We start from the raw sequence: 15,492 nt of genomic DNA, 5'->3' as shown, positions 1-15,492 counted from the left end.
TTTTCTCTTATTATATCAAATGAAGAGTAGACACAAAAACGCCGCTTTAAGAAATAGAGCGGCGTTATTAACTATTAGTTTGATTGCTGAGATGAGGTCTTCTGCCCAGTAGGAGGAACAGATTACATGGTCTCTACTATTTGAACGTTCTGATTGATAAATTCATTGATTTGTTCTGAAAGCAGTTCGTATCCAACTGCTTTTTTATCTTCAGCATCACTCGGCAAGATTTGAATAAGACGGATCATTTTTCTATACCGTTCCTCGTAGGCACTTCCCCTGTCCTGCTTCGGATACACGCATACCACTCGGTCAATTGCATCTCGCTTGATCTCTTTTTCAGGAGGGATGTAAGTGAAATGAGCATATGCTTTTAATTGCTCATTGACGTCTGTCGATTCCTTTTTAGCTTGAGGGTGAATTAAATAAACGTAATTTCGATGCTTGACCTCGATGATCATTGCTTTGATAAAAACACTTTTGGAATCGTATAAAGCAAGTAAAACGTCAGGACGATCGTTCTGTGATGTCGCTACAAAGCCAATGTGCTCCTCGCTTGCAAATCGCTGTACACGTCCATCATATATGAGTTGTAGACGATAACCATTAGCCAAATGGAAGCGCAGTTCGTCACCAGATTTGAGCTCACTAAACGTTGGAATTTCAGTATTAAAACCTGCGACCCAACCACTTTCCCAAAGCCAACCCTGTTCTTGCAAGATATCCGAAATCAAACATACCGTATAGACTTCCATGAGCTTCGCAGTGCCTAGATGAGGATATGTTATCTTTTTCGCACTCATATCTCGTTTCAAATTTTCCTTAAGCTGAACATAAATTCGATGCAAAGCGTTGAAACGTTGGTCCTTTCGCAAGCGAAGACTTGGGATGGTTCTCCCATTTGCTTCTCCCACCTGTGATAGCCAGCTATCATGAATGGTTCTAGATAGCCATCCCTTCATCCGTTTTAACTCCAATACGTTCGCATCAAACTTTGAAGCTTCATGTAATAGACGATCCCGTTTTTTCTTCTCTTCAAGGATCCGGCCATTCAATCCATGATTCCTATTTTTAAAAGCGTTTTGATACTTCAAGGTGCTAAACGAATCGAGTTCAATTTGCAGTTCTTGAAGAACAGCCGATGATGCAAGCACTTCATCATTTTTCGAACTTTGATACATCTCAAATCGCATTAAAATATCATTAATTTGACGTTCTAAAAAACGTAAAAACCATAGCAACCATCTGTTTTCAAGAATATCCAGCGTAAGGACAGAACGCTTTTCATAGAAGACCGATGGTTGGTGGATAATTGCATTTCGTTTTAACCCCCGACTTTGCAGCCATCTAATACTTTTACTGTCTGGATTCCGACTCGTTGAGTGCAAATTATAAGTCTTCTCTACGTCTTCTGGCGGGGATGCTATGATTAACTCTGTATGTCTTCGGATATTACCGAATTTTTCCATAATGCTGCGGTACATATTAAACCAAACCACACCATGTCCGATTTCTGGCCCCCACATCCCGCTCCTCCGCCGGATCAAGTCATAGGTAACACCAGATACCTTATCCTCCAAATATTTACGCATGGAGTGAATGTATTCCCATTCTAAATGGCGTGGTTCCACCAAATAGAGGGACTCCCACACGCCACTCGGCCCTTCAACACGCATGGAATAATGCCCCGGAGCGGGCATATTATTCGTGTCATTCAACCGAATAACAGTTTCGCTGTCTCCGGGACGCAACACTTTCTCAATATCATCAGAAAAATGATCAATGTAAAGGCAGTCATCCATGTTATTGGATTCAAATTCAATTTTAATGCTATCGTACTCATCTACCGAGACGAACGTAGCGTCCGCAGGTATAAGACCTGAGGGGTATAGAGTAACAAGTTCCCCCGTACCCCAGCTCTGATTATATGTGTTACGATGGAAAATGCGAATGCTAGGTTGCATAGTCATACATGTGCAGCTCCCTGGCCTTGCGTCTTATTTCATTCATGGTGTTGGAAAAGTCACTCATCGATAATGCGGTCGTATCCGTAAAATGAGCAAATAACTGACCATTGATAGTGCTCACTCCATCAGCAGCTACGCCTATTAGATCGCGGAATTGTTCACTTGATCCTCTAATCTTGGTCAATATGCGCTGCTTCACCTGTAGGTCAATGACAAGGCGTCGATCTAAGTAAGGCTGATTTTCACCGTTTAAAGGAATCGCTTTGATATACTCTGCAATTTTCTTCAGTGCTCGGAATGAAACTCCTTTTTGCGGGTCAGCATCATTGATAATGCGGTGTAGCCCTTCAAAGAAGTCCATTTCATCAACAGTAAATGCATTCCAAACATCAAAACCTGAAGCCCACCCTCTGTAAACATCGCGGTTCCGGTATTTATCAGATAACTCGCTACCATAATCGTCATCTTCATCTCGATTGTTAACTCTCGCTTCGAAGAATTCTTTAAATGATATTTTCTCCGGGACGACGATGTTTACACGATCAAGCAGACGATCGGAGAAATTTCGTGTGGTTTCATCCAAATTCGCAGTTCCGATGAACAACAGATTGTTTCCGAGTCGTACAGTTGGTGGATATTTGGCATTGTTATGACACACTTGATTAGATGAATACAGCTGTAATTCTTTAAGCTCTTCCGTCAACTCGAGCCGGCTGATAAATGGCGCAAACCAATGTTCAACCTGAGAAAGGTTCATTTCATCGAATATCACCATATACATGTTTTGTTCATCGTTTTGCGCTTGGATCAAGAAGTCAGCAAATCCTGTATCCGATGGTACATATAGATTTGTGGAGGCGTTAAGATGCCCCATTAAATCGTCAGGTTCGGTATAAGCTGGACTAATTGGAATGACTAGCATTCTGTTCTTTTCTCCCTCTAATAGTCCGGTTGAGGAATACAGACCAAGTGCCTCCGCGTACAACAGAGCCAGTCTAGTTTTACCTGTTCCGGACATGCCGGATAAGATTGTAACCGGATTAGTTTTTACGGAGATATGAAAATTTACTAACGTATCCATGGAATAATAAAGACCATTCTCACGCGTAATATTCCATAAATGCTCTAGAAATTGATGTTCTTCATGGGAAGATGGCTTATCGGACATTTTCGCTGTTTGTGGAGCTGATTGCTTACTCGAAGAAGTATCGAAAGTTTCGACAGGAGTTTCCTTCTCATCTTCTGCATGAATAGTGGCGATAGATTCCCACTTATGAGCTGGAATATTGGTTAAAAATGCCGTATCAATAAACCAAAGTGATTCTGTCCCAAAAATAAAGTGGTTGAACCATTCAACATTCGTTTTCGTGATAGCCGGCACGTTGTGCGGAGCCCATTGTTTTTGATCTAAAGACGCCCAGCCATTTTTGAAGTAATAGAGAAAGTCATCACAAATAACATATTGAGGCCCAATTTTGTTATAATCGAAGTCTTTTAATAGAATAGACTCCCCTTGTTGTAATTTGAGTTCAAATTCATCGGATGATAAGTTTGTAATTTTAGGAACAGGCTCATATTCAGTCCCTTCTTTCCACTCTTCTAAGTTGCCGGCAATCTCAAAGTTTTTGAAGATTTTCGTATTGTCCAGGTATGTAATCCGAGGCCGAAACAGGAACACTTTATTTTCAAACTTTTGTTTAAGGATCTCGACTTGTCTATCATGATTAGACTCGTACTTAAACGATGGCGGCAGGTGGGAACCAAGATGTTCTTTTGGTTTTCCGACGTATAATGGGCTTGATAAGTAGTTATCTAATAATGAAATAATCTCAGGCTCTTTCGAAATGGGGCGAATATACATTAAGATGCCAGTTCCCTTTGAGTTTACAGTGATCGGGTAATGATCTCTTGCTGAAGGATATCTATCGACATCGTGAGCTAGTACCCCGAGCACTAAGCTTGACCGCGTATTTTCAAGCGCCTTTTTTGTCTCATGGGTGTGTGGGTCGAACCGAATAGCTGTATCATATATTGACAAATAGAACACCTTCTCTCTTCTTAATTTCTTCTACATGTTCGATTAGCTCTTTATCGCCGGCTGCATTGAACGTAACAGCATGCTTGATCTTTTGATGTATCTCCATAAGTTCCCTAGTGCTGAATCCATCACGCTGTACGTAGATATGCGGGTACTGCGATAGTTCAGTAACGGAATGCTTCCATTCTTCTTTTGAAAAGGATGTAATTTCAGGATAGAGTTCAATAAAGATTTCTGTCTGTTGAGAGTAAATAATCGCAAACTCATGAACGGGATCTCTTTCACCGGCCCAACCTGCAATGCGGTCTAACCATGGAATCACATTGTTTTTGGCTTCTTGAGAATCCGCTTTAAGCGTTTCAAGGTGAGTTTCAAATTGAAGTTTAAGCGCATTCATTTGATTTTGGTGTTCTTCTCGAAGTTGTTGTTCCTTATCTGCTGCTTCTTTTATAAATCTAATATTCTTCTCTGTTTCTATAGCTAACGTTTCATTCGCGTCTTTAATCTCCTTTTTCATTAACCTCGTGCTCTTCTTTTGTGCGTTTACCTCATCATGTAAATGTTTCAGCATATCACTCTTTTCGTCAAACATTTGGATAAGTACCGATGTTGCATAGTAACACCTAACTTCTTGATCCAGGTCACTCCTTAATTTTGCAAAGGCAAAGTAAATGAGGGAGGATGAACACTCAAGTTCTGTCGTCAATACATTTTCAACCTTTATGATTTCATGCAATTCTAATGAATGAACTCGTTTTTCAATGAGAGCTAACTTTTCCTTTGCTGCACTATCCATCTTCTGCTCAACCAGCTCAATGAGTTTCGTCGAACGAACCTGGCTACCGATCAAATTGAAGCCCTTCACATGTTCTACAGCTTCACGTTCGGTTTCAATTTTGGTATTGTAATCAAACAAAACTTCGTTTTTTTCGTGTCGACTAATCAGATCCGGCAGAATATCTCGGCCGATATCATTACGTTTTGCCCACGTATAAGCAAACTTAACATGATCAGGGAATTTACATTCAGACAACACCGCTAAATATTGCTCGTTGCTGATTGTATCCATATGGGAAATGGTATATAAATTTAACACGTCTAGAAAGACAGTAGTACCTGGTTTACTTTTTTTTCTATTATCAGTTAGTCCTGTTCTAAAAATAGACTTCAATTTATCTCTCATTTTCCCTATTGGTGCATTTCCTGCTCTAAACCCTTCAATTACAACATTTAATTTCTTGACAACTCTATTAAGCTCTTTCTCATCAAGTAACTCCACAAATAAATCAGACTCATTCAACATAATCACTCCAAATTTCTTATTATTGGATCTCCTATAAAATCAATGGAAATAGGCTCACCACTCTTCTTATCCACATAAAATCTAAATACAGATATATATTACCATTTTTCGAGTTAATCCATATGAAAAATCCATGTAAGAAGTAAGCATTTTGTCCTAAAAATCCTCGGATGGAAAAAGGACGATTCTTAGGCAGAACATCGACATAAATGTAAAAAGTACCTTACATATCAAGGTTCTTTTCTTTACGGAGGTAGCGTCAAGAAGTTTGTGTAAGGTCGTGTAAGTATCCTCTGAAGCTTGTATGAACTGGCTGTCTTGGAGGGGGAGTTCTCCCTCCAAGACAGCCATGTAGAATCAATCAGTGCTAGCCTTTTTCTGCTCCATAGCGCGCTTCAAATAGCTCCGCTAGCTAGCTTGATCTCGGTATCGCCGAAGCCAGGGATTACGCGGTGCTCGAATCGCTCGTTGTAGGCCGTAACGTCTAAGTAAACAATTTTTTCTGCGGCATCCATATTCGTCAGGCTGTTCATTGGCTTTAGACGTTTCCGGATTTCTTTGTTCATGCGCTCGATCGGGTTGGACGTGTAAATGGCTTTCTTAATCTGCCGTAGGTACTTGTAAAAGGCTAACAGCGTCGTCAACTGGTCTTCCCAAGACGTCACTTCTTTTGCGTACAGCTTGTTCCACTTGGCTTTGAAAGTATCAAAGGCGGCAAGAGCACAGTCATGATCAGGCGCATTGTAAATCGTCTTCAACCCTTCAATAAAGTCGGTCTTGTGCTCTATTCGAATTTTGGGAAACGTGGAACGGACTTTATGTACAACACAATGCTGCACATCCGCTTTTGGATACGCTTCGCGAAAAGCGTCTTCTAAGCCCGGAAGCCCGTCAAAGACGCCTAGCAATACTTCTTGCACGCCTCGGCTGTACAGATCTTTCAGAACGTCTTTCCAGCCATTTGAGCTCTCTTGTCCGCCGATGTAGAAACCAAGGATTTGTCGATGGCCCTCTTCGTCAATACCCATCGCGAAATAGATGACCTCGCCGCTTACTGTGCTGCGCTTGAGTTTTACGTACATGCCATCCAAGTAAATCACGCTGTAGCGCTTGGCTAGCGGACGTTGCTGCCAGTTCTGGATATCTTCCAGGACAGTTGCCGTAATGTTGCTGATCGTCGTCGGAGAATAGTGACTGCCAAACATACTTTCAATAAAGCGAGCGACGTCACGCGTGCCCATACCGCTTTTGTACATTTGAATCACCGCCTCTTCTAGCCAGCCGTCTCGACGTTGATAGGGTTCAAACACTTGCGTCTGAAAAGCGCCATTGCGATCGCTTGGTACTTCAAGTTCGTCGATCTGACCGTACTTGGTGTGCAAGCCGCGCGTGTAATACCCGTTACGGCTATTGCGTTCTTCGGGATGATCGTTCATGAATTGCTGGATTTCCGCTTTCATGATGCCTTCCAAATTGTCCTTCACAAACTGGGTGACAAGATTTTCAAATAGGATTGTGAGCTGGTTTTCGGGTATGATAGTCATTGAGTAGAGTCCCTTCTCGCTGGTACACAAACAATTTTACGTCGTCTTTACGGACTATATTGTCGTTTTTTCACGACATAAATATCCCCATGTATCAGGCCGGCTTAGCTTGCTCAAAGTATTTCTAGAATTTCGCATCACTGCTTAATTCCTAGGTCACTTATCCGGCTTAAACGTTAAATAATGCGTAATTCATATATTGGCTTGCTTCTGAGCCGTGTCTCCAGCATATTTTATACCGTTGTATCCATTAATGCTGCAACAAGCACCCCGATTGTATAAATATACAATCAAACGAATGTGAGTTTTCTAGAAACAAAACTTACAGCTTTTCTTGAAACATTTACAACCAATGATGAAATATTACATTCGGATTTTTCCCCTTCTGAACCGCTTCATAGTACGATTTTCCGCCTGGATCCAGGATGACGCAACGTCCCTCATAACCTAGCTCGCGAAGACGTTGTTTCCAGCTGTAGGATGGGTCCGAACGTAAGTAGTAATAACTTAGGAGCAAAAATCTCCCTCCGTTTTCCCTTACAATGCGCGCATCATCCATTCCTTTACTGACTCCGCTGAAGATGTAGCGTAGTCCGCGCAGCGTCAATCGAACCGCCCTACTCTTCGTCTCCGTCACCTTGCAAATATCGCTCATAATCGTCTTTATCAGTCCGGCGATTGCACTGGAGAATGAATTAATTCGAATTAGCGCTTTGAGCGTCGTTACTCGGCGGTAGAAGAGCACCGACAAAGCGCGCCGAAGGCTTGCCCGCGGAATACGATTCGGTTTCTCGCTCTTTTCCGTTGTGACGTAAATGTAGTCCTTCGTGACCTTCTGAATCGTGTTTGGACGATGCCCTTTCACCGTAAAGAAGACGTATCCCTCTTTGCCAAATTTACGAAGAAATGTCCGCTCCTTCTCTGAAGCCTTCGCTTGATAGTGACCGGTCATATCATAGCCCTCCATGGATAGCAGGAAAATACGAATACCGGTACGCCAGAAGCCCACATCTTCTTTCGGATCCGTATAACCATCGTCTTCGTTATCAGGGCTATCTAATGTATCACACAGGTACACCGAATGAAGATGGCTCTCAATTTCCGCTTGTGAACACGTAGCTTCGATCGCGTCTTCAATGGAGAATGCAGCATTGCAATTGGCAATAGCGAGCACTTCTTCAATCGACTTGTCCGGATAGCGCCTATCACGAAACGAGGAGACAATGGCCAGAATATCTTGCGTTGTTAGAATTTCCTTTTTGCTCATTATATTGCTCATGCAACGAAGGCGGGAAACCCCGCCAATGTTGCAGCGGAGCTTCCCTCCCTTTAAGTATGAATTACCTACCTTGTTGCCTGATTTCTCGTAATTAGATTAGAGAAAATCGGCGCTTCATATTCTCCGAATCGCGGCGCTCGCTTCGTCATGCTGGCTGCCCTCGTTGTCTCAATGAGGACGATGATGTCTTGCCCGCCGGTCTGAGAATAAAGACTCCCCCATTTATGGCTGAGCGTGTACTGTGGGTCTGTCAATAATTATGTGTAAACTCATTTACAACAGTTTCTTTAACGGAGGTGCTGGCCGACGCGATCTGGGAAGAACACCGAGAGCTGAAGCAGCATTTGCCCCCAGTTCTGAACCCGGCCTGTCCACTTACGAATAACATCCATCGTGGAAAGATAGAGCATCTTTAACAACGCTTCGTCAGACGGGAAGATGCTCTTTCCTTTGGTAACTTTGCGTAATTGCCGGTGGTAACTTTCGATAATATTCGTGGTGTAAATGAGTTTTCGAATCTCAGGCGGGTACTTGAAGAACGTCGCGAGTTCGTCCCAGTTATTCCGCCAGGAACGGACGATGAGAGGGTACTTCGTGCCCCAGACTTCCTCAAAGCGATCCAGTTCCACCAGCGCAGCCTCTTCCGTCACAGCCTTGTAGATGGGCTTTAGATCTGCCGTCACTTTCTTGAGATCCTTGTAGGAGACGTATCGTGTAGAATTACGAATCTGGTGAATGATGCACTTCTGGATTTCGGTCTGCGGATAGCAGGCGGAGATGGCCTGTGAGAAGCCCGATAGGTTGTCCACGCAAGTGATGAGAATGTCTTGTACGCCGCGATTCTTCAGCTCATTGAGCACGCTAAGCCAGAACTTGGCCGACTCATGCTCGCCAATCCACATGCCCAAAACGTCCTTGTTTCCGTCCAGATCGATGCCAATGACCATGTAGGCAGCCTTGTTTACAATAGCGCCGTCCTGCTTGACTTTAAAGTGGATCGCATCGAGAAAGACGACCGCGTAAACGCCCTGCAGCGGCCGATTCTGCCATTCCTTGATGAGCGGGACAATCTTGTTGGTTACATTTGAGATGAGCGTTGGCGAGACGTCAATGCCGTACAGATTAGCCAGATGGTCTTGGATCTCGCGTGTGCTTACACCCTTGGCGTAGAGCGCTACAATTTGATCCTCGATGCCCGTTACGTTGGACTGATGCTTCTTAACCACGATGGGTTCGAACTCGCCTTGGCGGTCTCGTGGTACGCTAATTTCCTGCTCGCCGTATTCGCTGACGAGTGTCTTACGACTCTTACCGTTTCGACTATTTGATGTCGTTTTGCTCTTTACCTCATGTTTCTCGTAACCCAAATGGGTATCCATCTCCGCCTCCAGCATCTCTTGAATCGTCTCGGCGAAGAGATCTTTCAACGTATTCTGAGCATCTTGCGCGGTGACCAGCTTATTCTCTTTAATGAACTGGCGCAGCTGTTCCTTGGTCCATAATCCCATGTAACTCCCCAACCTTTCTTCTACTTCCATTTTAATAGGTTTAGGAGTTTACACAATTTATTTTACAGACCCTGTACTGTGATTGCCAATGAAGTCGAAGTGCCGCAGCCTCCCAGAAACCAACCTGACGCGATTTCTCGCATCTGTACTTCAAATAGTACCAACCGCCCGCTTCGCTGCCGCCATATGCCCGTGTGCACGTGTAGACGTTAATCCATTGAGCAATGCCGAACAGGTTATGGATGAGAACCCAAAGCCTGTATAGGCTTCGCTTCAGCTGCGATACACGAAGCATTGCTGGTAGAGGTGCCGCAGGAGCGGGACCTGCTTTCGCAATTTCGACTACCTGCAGGCAGCATTCCATCTCCTCGATATAGCTAAACAAGTTTGTTCCACGGTGATGGATTCCGGCATGTATTCTGCACGCTTCACCGGCTTATGGAAAGCAGCAAAACAAGTAGACAGCATGCTGCTGCATGTGAAATACCACTTGTAGCAAAAAGCGAAAAGTCGCTGCATGAGGCCAACGGAAGCGGGATCCGCTTTCCAGGCATCTGCAAAACTTGCCGAATCTCCTATCAGTCGATGTGGAAATGTCCGCAAAATCGATTGTTTCATCCGAAATACCTCCATAATCTAGTCTTCGTCGTTCATCGTCACCGTAACAACCGGCTCGAGCTCGTCACCGGGTAACAAAGTCACATATAAGGCATGCGATTTTGATAACCCGTCAAGATCAACTTCATGCGAGTACGCAAGCCAGTCGCCGCTTCCTCTGCGCATTTCATCACGCAGCATGGCGACAAAGCGGCCAAGCAAGGATATATGAAGCGGATTGTCCGGCTCAGTGACGGAAGACCAAACTTCGATGGAAACTGCGACGGGGTAAATAATGCCAGCCCGCGTTGTCCATCGCGTTATATCAACCAATTGTCCGTCGGCGATTGCCTCTGCGCGGCTGTACCGGTGGATTACTCTCTCGTTCGAAATACCATCCATATTTGGCACACTCCTCAAAATGTCTCTCGTTATATCCCGTGGAAACGGGAGGAAGCCCTAGGCGGCATAACGCTTCATCGCGGCCGTAGAACTTCACGTAATTGGACCAGACGGCAGCTACCTGCGGATCGAGCCGATTGTCGGCTTTTGCTTTCTCGTACCCTTCCCGGGTCCACCATTGGTGCTCCAAGTCGGCTCGAAACTGCTCGCCGTACAACCTTGTCGTCCTGCCGTCCATCCATTTCCGCTTCCGGTAATCGAAAAGGTTCGCCGCGGTAAACCAGCGCTTGCCATCGTGGTAGGTCACATGGTAGACGCGCTGCTCGTCCCCCTCGTATTCCATTAAGAAGACAAGGAGAACATCCGGGGGAATCATCTTCATGACTTCCTTCGGGATGCGAGAAGCGAGATGGTCATCGAAGACGGGATTGTAGACCTTCGGGAGGCGCGGGGTTTGATAAATATCCCGACTGACCTTCCCGTTGATCTTCATGCACCACAGTCGCGCGAGAAGCTCGAATAGACCTTCCCTGCATGCTTGATCCGAAATCCTTTGCCCGCTCCAATCGCTATAACAGAGTTCTCCTTGAGACGCGAGCTCCCGAATGCTTCGTTCCGCTTTGATATCGCCTTCGTAGCCAGCAGCGTTACGCTGATGACTCGATAGGGCTGGAATTCGCAATAGTAGTCATTCACGGAGACAGCCTCTTTGTTCATCATCCCGTTCCAATCAAACAACTCGAGTTGGACTGATCTCATGGCTTCTCTCCCACCAGGATGTAAGTCACCGGTATACGTCGGTGCACTTTTTGAATGAGATGAAGCACCCGCCACTTGCCTTCTACACGCCTGTAATTTGCGAGATTCAAGACGATAAGGAAGTCCCCCATGTAACGTGAGAACATCAACATCAAGCGGCTCGTCTCCACCGGCATGGCCCCGCGGGAGCGGGACACAAACGTCAGTGTATTCGCTATGAGCGTGAGATCCGGATATTCAACCTGAAACTTCCAGATCGCTTCCTTCCACAGGCGATGAAACTTCCGCTCCCCAGCATAGTAGAAACCGAGCATGGGCTGGTGATGGATCTCATAGACGCCGCTTTTCTTCCGTGAAATGATAAAGTACCGGTTCAGATAGCGGCCTCCTATGCGCGCCCGCAGCGTGACAATGAGAGCAGACATTGGGATTGCGATGAGTGTTAAAAGGAAGATGAAGATGAACATACCAATGGCATCAATAAACATTCGAATTACCCCCTGTGGAATAGAAAAAGAGGACCCGCGTTTGCGAGGCCACTGAAAAAGTCTTTAAGAACAATATATATGGCTTTTCAGAACATAAAAAATCCGTTTTCAGCCTGTGAGATGGCTTTAAACGGATTTTTTGCGTTTTTTATTTGACTTCACATATAAAAATCGATGATCTTTTGAAAAACCGTTAGTTCTTCAGTGGTCTCCGCGTTTGCAGCCCCCTTTTTTCCTCCAATGTATTAAGCTACGATTTCGCTAAATAGAGCGGCTTTCGGAACGACTGAAGCAACGAAGTACTGCGTGGCCGGAGCATCGAAGTCTTCAATTGATTCGGCGTTGTCAATATAAACTGGGTACGATCGGTTCTGTAACCGGTTTAATAGCCCCGCCATTTCAATTGAGCATCGAATCTTCTCCGACGTGCTCAGTGACTTATACTCGGTTCGCTCTTCCCCATACAAAATGGTGAAGTCGAGTGTCAGCTCGCCTGTCGCACCCACGTACTTGAACAATTGAATGCGTGCCAAGTTCAGGAACGTGTTCACGTAGTCGACCTGCATTTCCGCGTATTGGAGCATGAAGTTTTTGACGGCCTGTACATCGACCTTCTTCTCGTCCCGCTCCGTCACCGATTCCCCGTACACTTCGTGCTGCTGTTCGAGATCCGCAGCCATCCGCAGCTTTTGCGTGCGCTCAGCTACGATTAAAGAAAGGGCATCGATCTCGGCCTGTTTTGCCTCAATCGCATTCCCCCGCTCCGCCTCGTAGACAGCCGTCGCCACCGCATTTTCCGAATTACACCACTCGACTTCAGCAGCCAGTTGATACCTTTGCTCCTTTAGCGCTTCGCATTCCTGATGCAGCTCCAGTAATCGGGATCTACGTGCAGAAAGCTCAGCCATCGCATCCGCTTCCGTATGTGCGTGGTTGCATGATGGACAACGGTCGCCGGCTTGGGGCAGTGGCTTCTCCTTTAGCGCTTTGAACTCTCTAAACCGCTCGTCATATGCAAATCGCAGACCAACCTTTTTCTCCAGGAGCGGGGCGAGATCGTGAAGAACGGGCTTGCCGCCTGAATGCGCCAGCTCGCTCTTAAGGGTAGCCAGTCTCTCCTCGTCTCGCTCTACCACTCTAATAGGGACGTCCAGCATGCTGCTGATTCGCAGGTAGTCTATCTTCCCTTGTACGTTTTCGAGAAACTTGTCGAGTTCACTGATCTCCGCTCGCAAATTTCTCAACGTATGCTCCGGATTCACCATATCCAGCGCTTCGATTCTCACCTGATCGTCTTCATTCAGCTTCGCAACGACGTCCGTTTGATTAAGCTTCGGAAGCTCGACACCAGCATGTTGCGTGCTTTGGCCGGCTCCGATACGGCGATCGTTCCGAAATACCCTGGAATGAAGATGCTGAGGAATGGTTCCATCGGACCAAGAAGCGAATCGAATTCTGCCTGCTTGGATGCTTGTCCATCTAGAAAAAGTGATGTGACCTTTCCTTTACGGATCCGGCAGAATTCGAAAAGGACAATCGAGCCGTCACGCTGCGGCAGCTCGACGTCGATTCGAACCTTCGTTTCTTTAGCCTGCGTGTTCTTCAATCGGTCGAAGACTTCCTTCGTCTTGCCTGTCAAATCGCAGCCATAGAAGCACCACGCGATGGCTTCGGATATGGTCGTCTTCCCTTTCCTGTTCCCTCCGCCAATGCGATTCACTTTACCGAACGTGAACGATCTCATCGATCGATGCAGCTTAAAGCCGGAGATTTCAGTACTGAGAACATTCATTCGAATGACCTCCTAGAAATGGCCGAGTTCACGAAGACTGCTGTGTACCCTATCCCCGATAATGATGTGATCACTTAGCCCGATTCCGACAAGTTCCCCGGCTTCACAAAGCCGCTTCGTCAAATGAATATCTTCTTGAGAAGGCGTGGGAATTCCGGACGGATGATTATGCACCGCTACGATAGTTGAGGATCCATGCCGAATAGCAGCGCGGAATACCTCCCGAGGATGCACGAGGGCCGCATCAAGAGTGCCGATTGAAATCGTCTCTTTGGCGATCACATGATTCTTCGTGTCTAGGAACAAGCAGACAAAGTGCTCTTTTTCTAAAAAACACATATCCATCATCAAGTCCGCGACGTCGCCGGCCGATCGAATGATTACCCGATCTTCCTTTCGAGAGAAGTACTGCCTGCGGCCTAGCTCGAGCAGTGAAGCCAAGAAGAAGCTTTGGCGTTCATCTAGCCCATAGCGGAAAGACAGTTCATACTCGGAAAGCTCGGATAGGTCACGCAAGCCATGTTGGAGCAATTCGTCAGCAAGCAAAGACAATGATCGACTGCTTGTAACAGGCTCCATCAAGAGCACAATGAGGTCGCGAGTGGATAAGGATTTTACTTGACCGGTCAAGTAGTAGTTATTGCGGATCTCCCGAACGGCAAATGCGTTTAGCTCCTTTACTGACATTCCAATTCCTCCTTGATGATGGTATGAAAATGAAAAGGGACGCATTTCGCGTCCCCGTCCAGCCTTATCGAGACAACAACTTGCCGACGACAGTGTTTTTTTTCAACGCCTGGCGTCTTTGTTGTTGAAAGGATACCTTCATCAAGTGGATCTTGCTCATGTATTGTTCTTTCATACGTATGTCGCCCATGCCACGCTGCGGGGGTCACCCCGCGCCGAATGGCAGAGGGGCTTCCTCCTCACATAGTGGTTTTGTGGTTAACCTTCGAATTACCCCAATCGCTTAACGAGACAGCAGCTTACCCACGACCGTGTGTTTCTTGAGCGCCTGAAGCGCCTTGATCTTGCGTTCTGCTTGCATCATTTGAATTTTGCTCATACGATATCGCCCATGCCACGCTGCGGGGGTCACCCCCGCGCCGAATGGCAGAGGGGCTTCCTCCTCACATAATGGTTTTTTGGTAAACCTACGAATTACCCCTTCGGCTTAGAAAAACGGAATACTAACCGTCGTGTGGGAGCCGCGCCCACGCAGTCATGCTTAGTTACCTGGAACCTCCTCTAACCAACCATATCGAACGAGATTTGGTCGTCCGGCCGCTCGTAGCCGAGCAGATTATGCTTCAGCTCGTCGAGCCAGAGAGAGAATTTCTGGTGCTGGATCGCTTTCTTTACCTCCCGATTACGGACTTCGAAATAGTATAAGTCCTTCACGGGATAGAAAGAAAAATGATGCCCCTTCTCCTCTTTCGACCAAATCTTCGGCGAAGACTCCTTGTAACCGTGAAGTGGCCGGAAGTCGAGCTGATCGATAAACGCCTGCAGCCAGTTGACCGTGGTCTCTGCGTATTGGCTAGTTGTAAAAAACCAATCCGCGAGAATTCGGTCTAACCCGCCTGGATCAACCGCTCCCGTAGAACTCTCCCACCGAAGCCAGAAGAACGAACGTTCTTTGGTACTCATGTTGGGCCTGTACTCAACGAGCAGTTGATGATCACCGATGGAGCGGGACCAGATATGCCGCTTCGTCCGATCCGGGGATAGCCCGATCTGCCCTAATGCAGGGAGTATTCCTTCGAGCGGAACCTCCACCGTCCATTTGAATGCAATCGATCGTAGCCGCATCGT

Annotated in this window: 13 protein-coding genes and 1 pseudogene; all 14 read right to left on the bottom strand. The window is 46.1% G+C overall.

All coding sequences use genetic code 11. The features are described from left to right. Positions 1-122: 122 nt before the first annotated feature. Complete coding sequence (locus tag GZH47_RS31785; RefSeq protein ID WP_162645625.1) at positions 123-1,970, bottom strand: DUF2357 domain-containing protein; 1,848 nt, start codon at positions 1,968-1,970, stop codon at positions 123-125. Continuing rightward, entirely contained in the window at positions 1,954-4,005 is a 2,052-nt protein-coding gene (locus GZH47_RS31780) for an McrB family protein (RefSeq protein WP_162645624.1), read from the bottom strand. The genes GZH47_RS31785 and GZH47_RS31780 overlap by 17 nt, the downstream gene beginning before the upstream one ends. Continuing rightward, entirely contained in the window at positions 3,992-5,314 is a 1,323-nt protein-coding gene (locus GZH47_RS31775; protein ID WP_162645623.1) for a hypothetical protein, read from the bottom strand. The genes GZH47_RS31780 and GZH47_RS31775 overlap by 14 nt, the downstream gene beginning before the upstream one ends. Before the next feature lie 361 nt (positions 5,315-5,675). Continuing rightward, positions 5,676-6,852 (bottom strand): annotated as a pseudogene (locus GZH47_RS31770) (IS256 family transposase). Positions 6,853-7,195: 343 nt separating this feature from the next. Then, positions 7,196-8,119 (bottom strand): hypothetical protein, encoded by a 924-nt coding sequence (locus tag GZH47_RS31765; RefSeq protein WP_162645621.1) that lies wholly within the window; start codon positions 8,117-8,119, stop codon positions 7,196-7,198. 299 nt (positions 8,120-8,418) lie between these two features. Next, on the bottom strand, positions 8,419-9,639 hold the full coding sequence (locus GZH47_RS31760) for an IS256 family transposase (RefSeq protein WP_162645620.1): 1,221 nt from the start codon (positions 9,637-9,639) through the stop codon (positions 8,419-8,421). Positions 9,640-9,981: 342 nt separating this feature from the next. After that, complete coding sequence (locus GZH47_RS31755; RefSeq protein WP_162645619.1) at positions 9,982-10,257, bottom strand: hypothetical protein; 276 nt, start codon at positions 10,255-10,257, stop codon at positions 9,982-9,984. 304 nt (positions 10,258-10,561) lie between these two features. Next, a complete protein-coding gene (locus tag GZH47_RS31750; RefSeq protein WP_162645618.1) occupies positions 10,562-11,131 on the bottom strand; it encodes a hypothetical protein in 570 nt (189 codons plus the stop codon). Then, positions 11,128-11,397 (bottom strand): hypothetical protein, encoded by a 270-nt coding sequence (locus tag GZH47_RS31745; protein ID WP_162645617.1) that lies wholly within the window; start codon positions 11,395-11,397, stop codon positions 11,128-11,130. Before GZH47_RS31745 ends, GZH47_RS31750 begins: the two co-directional genes overlap by 4 nt. After that, entirely contained in the window at positions 11,394-11,885 is a 492-nt protein-coding gene (locus GZH47_RS31740; RefSeq protein ID WP_162645616.1) for a hypothetical protein, read from the bottom strand. Before GZH47_RS31740 ends, GZH47_RS31745 begins: the two co-directional genes overlap by 4 nt. A gap of 245 nt (positions 11,886-12,130) precedes the next feature. Continuing rightward, on the bottom strand, positions 12,131-13,171 hold the full coding sequence (locus GZH47_RS31735) for a hypothetical protein (RefSeq protein ID WP_162645615.1): 1,041 nt from the start codon (positions 13,169-13,171) through the stop codon (positions 12,131-12,133). 14 nt (positions 13,172-13,185) lie between these two features. After that, positions 13,186-13,677, bottom strand: coding sequence for an AAA family ATPase (locus GZH47_RS31730; RefSeq protein WP_162645614.1), 492 nt, complete (start codon positions 13,675-13,677; stop codon positions 13,186-13,188). Between the two features lie 12 nt (positions 13,678-13,689). Continuing rightward, entirely contained in the window at positions 13,690-14,364 is a 675-nt protein-coding gene (gene radC, locus GZH47_RS31725; RefSeq protein WP_162645613.1) for a RadC family protein, read from the bottom strand. 561 nt (positions 14,365-14,925) lie between these two features. Then, on the bottom strand, positions 14,926-15,489 hold the full coding sequence (locus GZH47_RS31720; protein WP_225446638.1) for a hypothetical protein: 564 nt from the start codon (positions 15,487-15,489) through the stop codon (positions 14,926-14,928). Positions 15,490-15,492: the final 3 nt, after the last annotated feature.

The organism is Paenibacillus rhizovicinus, assembly GCF_010365285.1.
Taxonomy (GTDB): domain Bacteria; phylum Bacillota; class Bacilli; order Paenibacillales; family Paenibacillaceae; genus Paenibacillus_Z; species Paenibacillus_Z rhizovicinus.
The sequence above is the reverse complement of the archived record's forward strand: the minus strand, read 5'-3'. Positions and strand labels throughout refer to the sequence as shown.